The organism is Rhizobium aethiopicum (assembly GCF_014197535.1).
GTDB classification, from domain to species: domain Bacteria; phylum Pseudomonadota; class Alphaproteobacteria; order Rhizobiales; family Rhizobiaceae; genus Rhizobium; species Rhizobium aethiopicum_A.
Genome location: NZ_JACIFV010000025.1, coordinates 36,832 through 49,526 on the forward strand (window position 1 = coordinate 36,832; position 12,695 = coordinate 49,526).

Annotated in this window: 9 protein-coding genes and 1 pseudogene; 7 read left to right on the top strand and 3 right to left on the bottom strand. The window is 61.9% G+C overall.

What is annotated here, in order from left to right; genetic code table 11:
- Positions 1-50: 50 nt before the first annotated feature.
- Positions 51-2,705: an alanine--tRNA ligase gene (gene alaS / locus GGD53_RS25465; protein ID WP_184459525.1), complete on the top strand. Its 2,655-nt coding sequence runs from the start codon at positions 51-53 to the stop codon at positions 2,703-2,705.
- A gap of 352 nt (positions 2,706-3,057) precedes the next feature.
- Positions 3,058-3,909, top strand: a complete 852-nt coding sequence (locus GGD53_RS25470) for an AraC family transcriptional regulator (protein ID WP_184459526.1) — start codon at positions 3,058-3,060, stop codon at positions 3,907-3,909.
- Between the two features lie 48 nt (positions 3,910-3,957).
- Here the strand turns inward: GGD53_RS25470 and GGD53_RS25475 are convergent, their stop codons facing one another.
- The 3 genes and pseudogenes from GGD53_RS25475 to GGD53_RS25485 all read right to left on the bottom strand — a co-directional run bounded on the left by GGD53_RS25475 (position 3,958) and on the right by GGD53_RS25485 (position 6,378).
- On the bottom strand, positions 3,958-4,584 hold the full coding sequence (locus GGD53_RS25475; protein ID WP_184459527.1) for a glutathione S-transferase family protein: 627 nt from the start codon (positions 4,582-4,584) through the stop codon (positions 3,958-3,960).
- 68 nt (positions 4,585-4,652) lie between these two features.
- Positions 4,653-5,098, bottom strand: a pseudogene (locus tag GGD53_RS25480) (GNAT family N-acetyltransferase).
- Between the two features lie 68 nt (positions 5,099-5,166).
- On the bottom strand, positions 5,167-6,378 hold the full coding sequence (locus GGD53_RS25485; RefSeq protein WP_020921416.1) for an NADP-dependent isocitrate dehydrogenase: 1,212 nt from the start codon (positions 6,376-6,378) through the stop codon (positions 5,167-5,169).
- A 193-nt stretch (positions 6,379-6,571) separates the two neighbouring features.
- Between GGD53_RS25485 and GGD53_RS25490 the strand changes: the two genes are divergently transcribed.
- The 5 genes from GGD53_RS25490 (at position 6,572) to GGD53_RS25510 (ending at position 12,506) form a co-directional block, all read left to right on the top strand.
- Complete coding sequence (locus GGD53_RS25490; RefSeq protein ID WP_184459528.1) at positions 6,572-7,114, top strand: hypothetical protein; 543 nt, start codon at positions 6,572-6,574, stop codon at positions 7,112-7,114.
- A gap of 96 nt (positions 7,115-7,210) precedes the next feature.
- Positions 7,211-9,250 carry an FUSC family protein gene (locus GGD53_RS25495; protein WP_184459529.1) on the top strand — a complete coding sequence of 680 codons (2,040 nt, stop codon included), beginning with the start codon at positions 7,211-7,213 and terminating at the stop codon, positions 9,248-9,250.
- Positions 9,251-9,254: 4 nt separating this feature from the next.
- Positions 9,255-10,085, top strand: coding sequence for an RNA methyltransferase (locus tag GGD53_RS25500; RefSeq protein ID WP_184459530.1), 831 nt, complete (start codon positions 9,255-9,257; stop codon positions 10,083-10,085).
- On the top strand, positions 10,066-10,866 hold the full coding sequence (gene murI, locus GGD53_RS25505; protein WP_184459531.1) for a glutamate racemase: 801 nt from the start codon (positions 10,066-10,068) through the stop codon (positions 10,864-10,866). The genes GGD53_RS25500 and murI overlap by 20 nt, the downstream gene beginning before the upstream one ends.
- A 128-nt stretch (positions 10,867-10,994) precedes the next feature.
- Positions 10,995-12,506 carry an ATP-binding protein gene (locus GGD53_RS25510; RefSeq protein ID WP_184459532.1) on the top strand — a complete coding sequence of 504 codons (1,512 nt, stop codon included), beginning with the start codon at positions 10,995-10,997 and terminating at the stop codon, positions 12,504-12,506.
- The last annotated feature ends 189 nt before the right edge of the window (positions 12,507-12,695 follow it).

Below are 12,695 nucleotides of genomic sequence, written 5' to 3' on the forward strand. Positions count from 1 at the left end.
AGCCGATGGATTTGTATTTACCGGCCTCGGGCCGCATTGAAGGGCATAGAATGAGCGGCGTGAACGATATCCGGTCGACCTTCCTCGACTATTTCAAGAAGAACGGCCACGAGATCGTTCCGTCCAGTCCGCTCGTGCCGCGCAACGACCCGACGCTGATGTTCACCAATGCCGGCATGGTACAGTTCAAGAACGTCTTCACCGGCCTTGAGAAACGTCCTTATGCGACGGCGACAACCTCGCAGAAGTGCGTGCGCGCCGGCGGCAAGCACAACGACCTCGACAATGTCGGCTATACCGCGCGTCACCTGACCTTCTTCGAAATGCTCGGCAATTTCTCCTTCGGCGATTATTTCAAGGAGAATGCGATCGAGCTTGCCTGGAAGCTCGTGACTGAAGGCTTCGATCTGCCGAAGCATCGCCTGCTTGTGACCGTCTATTCCGAAGACGAGGAAGCAGCGGCGCTGTGGAAGAAGATCGCCGGTTTCTCCGACGACAAGATCATCCGCATCCCGACCTCCGACAACTTCTGGCAGATGGGCGATACCGGACCCTGCGGCCCCTGTTCGGAAATTTTCATCGACCAGGGCGAGAACGTCTGGGGCGGCCCTCCCGGTTCGCCCGAGGAAGACGGCGACCGGTTCCTGGAATTCTGGAACCTGGTTTTCATGCAGTTCGAGCAGACCGAGCCGGGGGTTCGCAATCCGCTGCCGCGTCCGTCGATCGACACCGGCATGGGTCTGGAGCGCATGGCCTGCATCCTCCAGGGCGTTCAGAGCGTCTTCGATACCGATCTTTTCCGCACGCTGACCGGCACCATCGAGGATACGATAGGAGTCAAGGCGGAAGGCAGCGCCAGCCACCGCGTCATCGCCGACCATCTGCGCTCCTCGGCCTTCCTGATTGCCGACGGCGTGCTGCCGTCGAATGAGGGCCGCGGCTATGTGCTGCGCCGTATCATGCGTCGCGCCATGCGGCATGCCCAGCTTCTCGGCGCCAAGGAGCCGCTGATGTACAAGCTGCTGCCGACGCTGGTGCAGGAGATGGGCCGCGCCTATCCGGAACTCGTGCGGGCCGAGGCGCTGATATCAGAGACGCTGAAACTCGAAGAGGGCCGCTTCCGCAAGACGCTGGAGCGTGGCCTGTCGCTGCTGTCGGATGCGACCGCTGATCTCGACAAGGGCGACATGCTGGATGGCGAGACCGCCTTCAAGCTTTACGACACCTACGGCTTCCCGCTCGACCTGACGCAAGACGCCCTGCGCGCTCGCGAGATCGGCGTCGACATCTCCGGCTTCACCGATGCCATGGAGCGCCAGAAGGCCGAAGCCCGCTCGCACTGGGCTGGCTCCGGCGAGAAGGCCACCGAAATCGTCTGGTTCGAGCTTAAGGAAAAGCATGGAGCTACCGAGTTCCTCGGTTACGACACAGAGAGCGCTGAAGGCGTGGTGCAGGCGATCGTCAAAGACAGCGCCGTTGCCGACGAAGCCAAGGCTGGCGACAAGGTGCAGATCGTCGTCAACCAGACGCCGTTCTATGGAGAATCCGGTGGTCAGATGGGCGATACCGGCGTCATATCCTCCGACCACGGCAAGATCGAAATATCGGACACGCAGAAGAAGGGTGAGGGCCTCTTCGTGCATTCCGGCACCGTCGTCGAAGGTGCGTTCAAGACCGGCGATGCTGTCGTTCTGACTGTCGACCATGCCCGCCGTTCGCGCCTGCGCGCCAACCATTCGGCAACCCACCTGCTGCACGAGGCGCTGCGCGAAGTACTCGGTACCCACGTTGCCCAGAAGGGCTCGCTGGTTGCGCCCGAGCGCCTGCGTTTCGACGTTTCGCATCCCAAGCCGATGTCGGCCGAGGAATTGAAGGTCGTCGAGGACATGGCAAACGAGATCGTGCTGCAAAATGCGCCCGTCACGACCCGCCTGATGAGCGTTGATGACGCGATCGCCGAAGGCGCGATGGCGCTCTTCGGCGAGAAATACGGCGATGAGGTGCGCGTCGTTTCGATGGGCACGGGTCTGCATGGCGCGAAGACCGACAAGCCTTACTCGGTCGAGCTCTGCGGCGGCACGCATGTGTCGGCGACCGGCCAGATCGGCCTCGTGCGCATCCTCGGCGAAAGCGCCGTCGGCGCCGGTGTTCGCCGTATCGAAGCGGTGACCGGTGAATCGGCGCGCGAATATCTCGCCGAGCAGGACGAGCGCGTGAAGACGCTCGCGGCGTCGCTGAAGGTGCAGCCTTCGGAAGTTCTGTCGCGCGTCGAAGCGCTGATGGACGAGCGCCGCAAGCTCGAAAAGGAACTGGCTGACGCCAAGCGCAAGCTCGCCATGGGCGGCGGGCAGGGCGGCTCGGCTGATGCCGTGCGCGAAGTTGCCGGTGTCAAGTTCCTCGGTAAGGCGATCTCGGGCGTCGACCCGAAAGATTTGAAGAGCCTCGCCGACGATGGCAAGACCAGCATCGGCTCCGGCGTCGTGACGCTGGTCGGCGTTTCCGAAGACGGCAAGGCGAGCGCGGTCGTCGCGGTGACGCCGGATCTGGTGCAGCGTTTCAGCGCCGTCGATCTGGTGCGGGTTGCTTCTGCCGCGCTCGGCGGCAAGGGCGGCGGCGGCCGTCCCGACATGGCCCAGGCCGGCGGTCCGGATGGTACCAAGGCCGAAGAAGCCATTGAGGCTGTTGCAGGGGCACTTGCCGGGTGAACTGACCTGGGGCTTCCGCCTTAGTTTGCTGATAGGCTTGTTCTTCATTCGGCGTCCCCCAGCCTCCGTCACGGGTGCTCGTCACAGGAATCCAGTGCGCCCAAGTCCTTGGGCGCGAAGGCACTTTTCTTTAGGTGCTGATTCATTCACGGCGCGGACGCTCCGTGGCTGGATTCCTGTGACGAGCACAGGAATGAGGGAGGAGGGCGGCGTAGCTGACAATCGCGAGGTTTTCTCTGCCGCTTAGCAGGTCGATTGCGTAGCGTCGGCGCTCCGGATCCAGTAATTCCGCAAGATTTGTCAAATCGATATATGGTTGTCTGCGGTCGATCGATTTGCAGAGGGCTTCGACATGAACGGCGAGACTGCATGGACGCTTTACGAGACCCGTCTTCGACGGGTTTCGGCCTATATTCACGACCACCTCGACGAGGAACTGGATATGGAGCGCCTTGCCGAGATCGCCTGCCTGTCGAGCTATCACTGGCACAGGATCTATCGGGCGATCCATGGCGAGACGCTGGCGGCCACCGTAAAGCGGCTCAGGCTGCATCGCGCCGCGGGCGAGATTGTCCGTACGGAGCTTGCCGTCAGCGAGATTGCGAAGCGATCCGGCTATCCCAACCTCCAATCCTTCAACCGCATCTTCAAATCGGTCTATGGCATGCCGCCGGCGCGCTACCGGAAAGAGGGAAGCCATACAGCGTTCCTATCCTCACCTAACGGAAAGACCAAAGCCATGTTTGACGTTACCCTGCGGCAGATCGAGCCGATCGAGCTGATCGGCGTCGCCCACACCGGTTCCTACATGCAGATCGGCAAAGCCTTCGAAACATTGTTCGGCACGCTTTACGCCCGCGGCCTTGCCAGGCCGGATATGCGGATGATCGGCGTCTATCTCGACGATCCCGACATCGTGCCGGCCGAAAAGCTGCGCTCCATCGCCTGCGTCATCAGCAACCCAGGAGTTCCCACCGAAGCGCCGTTCGAGCGACGTACGATCGAGGGCGGCGAGTATGCCGTCCTGCGCCACAAGGGTCCTTATGCGGACATGTATAAGGCCTATCAGTGGCTTTATTCCGAATGGCTGCCGAACTCGGGGCGACAGCTGAAGGAGAGCGTCATGTTCGAGGAATATCTCAACAACCCGCGCGATGTGCCGCCGACAGAACTAATGACGGATATTCACATGCCGCTTGCCTGACGGCTGGGATCCCGGCGCGGCATTCTGGACGCCGCGCCGGATTGACAGTCAGGCAGCCTGCATCGTTTTGCCGGCCTCGTCGTCGAGAGCGTTCGCGCGTTTGTAGGCCTCGCGCTCGCTGATGCGGCCGAAATAGTCGATAAAGGCCTGGCGCTTCTCGATGCTGCCGAAACCGAGGCCCCAGCCGATATGGGCGCCGACATAGACGTCGGCGGCGGTGAAGCGTTCGCCGGTGACATAGGTCGAGCCGGAGACGGCCATCTCGAGCGTGTTCATGACGTCGCCGAAACCGCCGCAGCCGGCCATGCGCAGGCGTTCCGCCGGGATTTCGAAGCCGAGCGCCCTCATCGTCACCGCCGATTCGAGCGGACCGGCGGCAAAGAACATCCAGCGGTAATAGGCGGCGCGCTCCTCCGGCCTCGGCGCCAGACCCTTTTCCGGGAAGGTTTCGGCGAGATAAGCGCAGATCGCTGCGCATTCAGTGATGATGGTGTTGCCGTGGCGGATCGCCGGCACCTTGCCCATCGGATTGACACGGAGATATTCCGGCGCCTTCATGCTTTCACCGAAGGTCAGCAGTTCGGTGCGGTACGGCTGGCCGATCTCCTCCAGCATCCATCGTGCGATACGGCCGCGCGACATTGGGTTCGTATAGAATACCAGCTCTTCGGGCATGACGTCCTCCTCGTGTTCTCGTGTCGCTGGAATCAATAGCGCGGCGAAGTCTTTGTGCAAGCCCGGAGCTAAAGCGCCTTTCGGTACTGAATGAAACCCGAGCGCTCGGCAATCCTGTCATAGAGGTACCGCGCGGTCGCATTGCTTTCATGGGTCATCCAATAGAGCCTGCCTGCGCCGCTCCGGCGTGCAAGCTCGGCGACGGCCTCGATCAATGCAGTCCCGGTCCCGAGGCCGCGTTGGCTGCCTTCGACGTAGAGATCCTGCAGATAGCAGGTCCATTGCGGCAGCCAGCAGGACCGATGGAAGATGGCGTGCACGATGTCGACGACGCGGCCGTCTTCGTCGAAGGCGCCGAGCGCATGCATCGGTTCGTCGGGATATGGAAACGAACCCAGGTAAGATCGGTCGTCTCGGCGGGGATGACCACTTCGTAGAACCGCTGGTAGGCTGCCCATAAGGGTTCCCAGGCGGCACGGTCTGAAGGTTCGAGCAGGCGTACGGTCACCATCATTTTCTCTCCTCCCAAATGAAAACGGCGGGGAAATCCCCGCCGTTCAATGCTATTGCGAAAAGATGGGCTTACGCCATGGCCTTCTGCAGGTTCTGATCGATCTTGTCGAGGAAGGCGGTCGTCGAGAGCCACGGCTGATCGGGGCCGATGAGCAGCGCCAGATCCTTGGTCATGAAACCGGATTCGACGGTGTCGACGCAGACCTTTTCGAGCGTGGAAGCGAACTTGGCAAGCTCGGCATTGTCGTCGAGCTTGGCGCGGTGCGCGAGGCCGCGGGTCCAGGCGAAGATGGAGGCGATCGAGTTCGTCGAAGTTTCCTGGCCCTTCTGGTGCTGGCGATAATGGCGGGTCACCGTGCCGTGGGCGGCTTCGGCTTCAACCGTCTTGCCGTCCGGCGTCAGCAGAACCGAGGTCATCAGGCCGAGCGAGCCGAAGCCTTGGGCGACCGTGTCGGACTGGACGTCGCCGTCGTAGTTCTTGCAGGCCCAGACGTAGCCGCCAGACCACTTTAGGGCCGAGGCAACCATATCGTCGATGAGGCGGTGTTCGTAGGTGATGCCGGCTTCCTTGAACTGGTCCTTGAATTCGGTCTCGTAGACTTCCTCGAAGATGTCCTTGAAGCGGCCGTCATAGGCCTTGAGGATGGTGTTCTTGGTCGACAGGTAGACCGGCCACTTGCGCATCAGGCCGTACATCATCGAGGCGCGGGCAAATTCGCGGATCGATTCGTCGAGGTTGTACATGGCCATGGCAACGCCGGCGCCCGGCGCGTTGAAGACTTCCTTCTCGATGACGGTGCCGTCTTCGCCGACGAACTTGATCGTCAGCTTGCCCTTACCGGGGAATTTGAAATCGGTGGCGCGATACTGGTCGCCGAAGGCATGGCGGCCGACGACGATCGGCTGGGTCCAGCCGGGAACGAGGCGCGGCACGTTGCGGCAGATGATCGGCTCGCGGAAGATGACGCCGCCGAGAATGTTGCGGATGGTGCCGTTCGGGCTCTTCCACATTTCCTTGAGGTTGAATTCCTTGACGCGGGCTTCATCAGGCGTGATGGTCGCGCACTTGATGCCGACGCCGTATTTCTTGATGGCGTTGGCGGCGTCGACCGTGACCTGGTCGTTGGTGGCGTCGCGATTTTCGACCGAGAGGTCGTAATAGTCGATGTCGAGGTCGAGATACGGATGGATCAGCTTATCCTTAATGAGCTGCCAGATGATGCGCGTCATTTCATCGCCGTCGAGATCGGCGACGGGATTGGCGACCTTGATCTTCTTCATGTATCTGCCTCGTTAAGCTTGGAAGGGGATATTGTCCCGGCTGGGTGATGTAATCCGGAGCGCTATAGCATTGTGAGCCGGGAACGCAAAGCTGCAACGGGCAGGGACATCACGTTTTTGCCGCCATTGCCAAGTGGCGGAAAATGGCTAACCTCCGCGGCATAAGCCTGCCCCGAGTCCCGGACATTTTGCCATGAAGAAGATCGCCGTTCTGTTCGCCGGCCTCGTTGCCGCCGTGTTTGTAGCACCTGGCCTTTCGCTTGCGGCCGATGCGACCGAGCCGGTCAAGGAAATCATGAAGGACACGCAGACGAACTGGGCGAGCGACGTCAGCGACTGGATCGATATTTTCGAGGAAAGCGTGCTCGGCCGGCTCTACAGCAAGGACTTTGGCGACAAATACAAAGAAGCCGCCCAGAACCCGGCGGCCGACGAGGATGGCATTTCGCCCTTCGACTATGACGTGATCGTCAACGGCCAGGATGCCTGTCCGCTGCAGGACATTTCCATCGAAAGCGGCCAGCCGGCAAACGGCACGACAGAGGTGACCGTGAAATTCAAGGCGGCGACCTGCATGGAAGGCGCACCCAACAAGGATGACGTCACAACTGTGCGTTTCGAGGTGATTGAGGAGAACGGCAAATCCGTCATCGATGACATCATGGTTCAGGGTGAAGAGGGGCAGGGGCCGAGCTCGCTCAAGGAAACTATGGGGCTGATCGCCAAGGGCCAGTAAGCGCGCGACATTCGATCGGCATCGGGGGTGCTCGTCAGCGGTTTGATTTCCGCTCCCGCGGCGGTATCTATCGATGCTTCAGAGCATGAGGGGCTCATGCATTTGTTTTCCCGCTTTCAGTTTCGCGACTGGCTGCTTGCCAATGATCCGGCGCTTTCGCGCCTGCGCATGGCCTCGCGGGTGACGCTGACCATCGTCCTCGTATTCCTGACCCTGCTCGCCATAAAGGCTTTCATCTTGCCGCTGCCGACGGCGGCCTTCGGCCTCGGTATCGTACTGTCGATCGAAGGTGGGGTGGCGGTGCGCGACAAGGGTAATTCGCGCCAGCTGGTGACGCGGCTGGTCGGCTGTGCCGTAAGTCTTGTTGTCGTCGCCATTGCCGCAGGGCTCGAGGACCAGCGCGTTTTCTCCGACCTCGTTTTTCTCGTCATCATCCTGCTCGCATCGGCAGGCCGGGTGTTCGGGCCGCGCGGCTTTGCGATCGGCATGTTCGCCTTCACCTCCTATTTTATGGGGGCCTATTTCCAGCCGCCGCTTGCCGAATTGGCTGAGGTGGCGATCGGGCCGGTCGTTTCCGTGCTTGTCGGCCATGTGGTAAGGGCGGTGCTTCTACCTGATGACTGGCGGCGCGATCTGCTACGCTCGCTCGAAAGTGTCAGCGGGCGGATCAATCAGATCCTCTTCAAGCTCGCAGCCCTTGCCGCCAGTGGCGATATCGGCGATGCCGACCAGCAGGAACTGCGCCAGCTGGAAGACCGGCTGAAGGAAGTGGTGCTGATGGCCGAGACCTTCATCCCGCGCCCGTCAGCGGGCGTCTTCGATGGCGCTTCCGATCCCGCTGCGGAGCTGGCGATCCGGCTCTTCGATGCGCATCTTGCCGCCGAAAGCGCTATCGTGCTGAGCTTCCAGAGCCCGCCGCCCTTTGCACTCGTTCACGCGGTGATCGAGGCGGATGCGGCAGAACTCAAAAGATATGAGGGAATGACCGAGGCCATCAAGGATCAGCCGCAGGGCGAAACCATACGGGCGCTGCTTTGTCTGGGCGAAGCGCGGCGGCAACTGACCGAGACGATCAACACGGGACAGGCCTCCGGTTTCTCCGGCATTGATGCGGCCAAGGACACAGCGCAAGCTCAGGCTATCGATTTTTCACTGACCAATCCGCTGCTGCGTTCAGCGCTGCAGATAACGCTCGCCTCGGCGATCGCCATGGGCTTCGGTCTGCTTTTGTCGCGGGATCGCTGGTTTTGGGCGGTGCTTGCCTCCTTTCTTGTCTTTACCAACACCAATTCGCGCGGCGACACAGCCATGAAAGCGCTGTCGCGCTCGCTCGGCACAGTGTTCGGCATCGCCGTGGGCCTCGTCCTGGCCACGTTGATTTCCGGCGAGCCTGATATCGCTATCCCGGTCGTGGCCTTATGCATCTTTCTCGCCTTCTATTTCCTGCAGGTTTCGTACGCGACGATGACCTTCTTCATTTCGATCGTGCTCTGTCTGGTCTACGGCATGACCGGCGTATTGACGCTCGATCTGCTCAAACTGCGCATCGGGGAGACGATGATCGGAGCTGCGGCCGGAACGGCAGTTGCTTTCGTCGTTTTCCCGGCCCGCACGCGTGGCGCGCTCGATACGGCGCTCGCCCGTTGGTTCCAGGCGCTGCGCGAGCTGCTTGGCGCAATCGGCGCGGGCAAGAGCGGTTTCGAATTGATCGCATTGTCGCAGATGATCGATTCCTGCTACCGCGACGTGACCGTGGCGGCCCGCCCGCTCGGCTCCTCCTGGTCGGTGGTGACGCGGCCCGGCCAGATACGCCAGACATTGGCGATCTTTCTTTCCTGCACCTATTGGGCGCGCGTCCTGGCGAGGAGCTATGAAGCACCGCCTGCCGACAGTGATCAGAAAGGGCTGATCGCGGCGGACCTGGCGCTGATCGCTGATGCGGCGCCACGCGGCTCTGCTTGTTTCTTCATCAAGCGCAAGGCGTCGCGAACGACGGGAAGGCATTTGCCGGTGTCGCGCGAGGGCGCCAGGGTGGGGCTCGAGATGATCGGTTCGGCGCTGGAGAGGCTCTATCCGCAGCCTGACGTCTTGCCGTTTGCGCCGGGCGAGGCTATTGCGCGCTCGAAACAGGGATAAGAGCATGGCAGGCACGAACAGCGAGCGTCAACTTTTGGCCGAGGGACCGGCCATCATTTTGGTCGAGCCGCAGATGGGCGAAAATATCGGCATGGTGGCGCGCGCCATGGCGAACTTCGGCCTTGCGGAACTGCGCCTCGTCAATCCGCGCGACGGCTGGCCAAACGAGAAGGCGCAGGCGACTGCCTCCAAGGCCGATCACGTGATAGAAGCGACGAAGGTCTATGACACGCTGGAGCAAGCGATCGCCGACCTCAATTTCGTGTATGCGACGACGGCGCGCAGCCGCGACAACTATAAGCCGGTGCGCTCCCCGGTCTTTGCCGCGCAAACGCTGCGCACAAGGTTCCGGGCAGGCGAGGCAACGGGCATTCTCTTCGGCCGTGAGCGCTGGGGCCTGACCAATGAGGAAGTCGCGCTGGCGGACGAGATCGTGACCTTTCCGGTCAATCCCGCCTTCGCCTCGCTGAATATTGCACAAGCCGTGCTTCTGATGTCCTATGAATGGATGAAGTCCGGCATGGAAGATTTGGAGGCCGTGCCGTTCCAGGCGCTCGAGCAGCGACCTTCCACAAAGGAGCAGCTCTTCGGTCTGTTCGACCAGCTGGAAGAAGCGCTCGATTCACGCAACTATTTCCATCCGCTCTCGAAAAAGCCGAAAATGGTCGACAACCTTCGCGCTGTTCTCTCCCGCCGGGCCTTCACGGAACAGGAAATCAGCGTGCTGCGCGGCGTCATCTCCTCCCTCGATCGCTTTTCGCGAAACAGTCCGCGTAAAGGCGGTTTCACCAGATCCGGCAAGGAAGCGCCAACCGATGACAGCGCCGACCAATGAGCTGAAACCCGTCCTGGTCTTCGATTCAGGTATAGGCGGGCTGACCGTACTGCGCGAGGCGCGTGTGCTGATGCCGGAGCGCGGCTTCATCTATGTCGCTGATGATGCGGGCTTTCCCTATGGCGGCTGGGAGGAGCAGGCGCTGAAGGAGCGCATCATCGGGCTCTTCGGCAAGCTGCTTCAGGAGCACGATCCAGAAGTCTGCATCATCGCCTGCAACACCGCTTTCACGCTGGTTGGCGCCGACCTGCGCGCGGCCTTTCCCCAAATGACCTTCGTCGGCACAGTGCCAGCGATCAAACCGGCGGCGGAGCGCACGCGTTCGGGCCTGGTTTCGGTACTGGCGACGCCGGGGACGGTCAAGCGCGCCTATACGCGCGACCTCATCCAGTCCTTCGCACAGCAATGCCACGTACGGCTTGTCGGCTCGGAAAACCTTGCGCGCATGGCCGAAGCCTATATTCGCGGCGACGCCGTCTCCGACGAGGCCGTGCTTGCCGAGATCGACCAGTGCTTCGTCGAGAAAGAGGGGCACAAGACCGATATCGTCGTGCTTGCCTGCACGCACTATCCGTTCATGGCCAACCTCTTCCGCCGTCTTGCGCCCTGGCCGGTCGACTGGCTCGATCCGGCCGAGGCAATCGCGCGGCGCGCACGCACGCTGATGCCGCTTATTGCCGATGCCGTGCATCCGGATAATTTCGACTTTTCAGTTTTCACGTCAGGCAAGCCCGATTTTGCCACGCGGCGGCTGATGCAGGGATTCGGCTTGAGGGCATGAGCGGAATTGTCCTGTGGGTTGGCGAAATCCAGCCCTGAAATACTGTCCATTCTTTGATAGACGGGGCGTTGCCGTTTCGGAAGAATGGCACTTCATTCATGTGAGTCTCTTCGCCGCGAGGATCAGCATTGCAGGTTGGCATCGATATGGGATTGGCGTCCGGCGCTCCGGCGACACTCGATATCGAGGAGTTGCTGGCGACCCGTCTGCTCGTGCAAGGCAATTCCGGCTCCGGCAAATCGCATCTCTTGCGCCGCCTGCTCGAGCAATCCGCCCAATGGGTGCAACAGGTCATCATCGATCCCGAGGGTGATTTCGTCACCCTTAGCGACAGGTTCGGTCATGTCGTCGTCGACGGCGAGCGCACCGAGGCGGAACTGGCAGGCATCGCCAACCGCATCCGCCAGCATCGCGTTTCCTGCGTTCTGACGCTCGAAGGTCTCGATATCGAGCAGCAGATGCGCGCTGCGGCCGCTTTCCTCAACGGCATGTTCGATGCCGATCGCGAATATTGGTATCCTGTCCTCGTGGTCGTCGACGAGGCGCAGATGTTTGCGCCGTCCGTCGGCGGAGACGTCTCGGAAGATGCGCGCAAGATGTCGCTCGGCGCGATGACCAACCTGATGTGCCGCGGCCGCAAGCGCGGTCTTGCCGGGGTGATCGCGACGCAGCGGCTCGCCAAGCTTGCCAAGAACGTCGCGGCCGAAGCCTCGAACTTCCTGATGGGCCGCACCTTCCTCGATATCGATATGGCCCGCGCCGCCGATCTGCTCGGCATGGACCGGCGCCAGGCGGAGATGTTCCGCGATCTCAAGCGCGGCAATTTTGTTGCCCTTGGGCCGGCCTTGTCGCGCCGGCCGCTGCCGATCCAGATCGGTGCGGTGGAGACCTCGGCGCGCTCCTCCAGCCCGAAGCTGATGCCGTTGCCGGACGCGCCGCAGGACGTCGAGGACCTGATCTTCACGCCCGATCCGGAAGAGTTCCAGCGCCCGCTCGTGCGCCGCGCGCCGCCGGCGCCGCGACCGACGACCGATATACTGGCCGAGCTCTCGCGCTCGACGCCGGCGGCATCCCCGGCTCCGGTCGAAGCGAGGGCGAGCCAGGCGGAGATCTCGCCAGAGGAGCGGGAGGAGCGTCTTGCCGGCGTGCTCGCCGAAATACTCGACGATCCCGCATCCGCCTTCCGCACCGATTCCGTGCTTTACCAGGATTTCCTCGTCCGGCTGCGCATGCGCCGCGTGCCGGGTCCCCCCATCGCGCTGCCGGATTTCCGCCGGCGCGTGGCGATCTCGCGCTCCGGCGTCGATGCGGCAACAGCGGCGAGCGATGAGTGGGCGACGGCGCTGTCGCTGTCGGCAGGCGTCACCGACGACCTGCAGGGCGTCTTCCTGATGCTCGCCAAGGCAGCCGTCTGCGGCGAAGCGTGCCCGTCCGACGCGCGCATCGCCCGCGCCTACGGCACGCATTCCGCCCGGCGAGCCCGACGGCTGCTCGGCTATTTCGAGGAACAGGGCATCGTCGTCGTGCATACGGATTTCTCCGGCAAGCGCATTGTGGCGTTCCCCGACATGAATTGTCAGACGGCGCCTGGCGACGCGAACGCGCCGGATACGGGCGATCAGCCTTTGGCTGCGGAATAGTGGCGTTTTCAGGCTTTGGCACAGTTGACATTTTCATGACGGGCCTCTAAAGACCGCGCCAAGCACCGGGCAGCAATGTCCGGTGTTTCATTTGACATGTCCCGTGGATCGTTTCTGTTCGCGTAACCGAAACATCCTGTCAGGCCTCGGCAGAGGTCAGAGGAGGGCGTGTTTCCTTCGCGCGGTTTG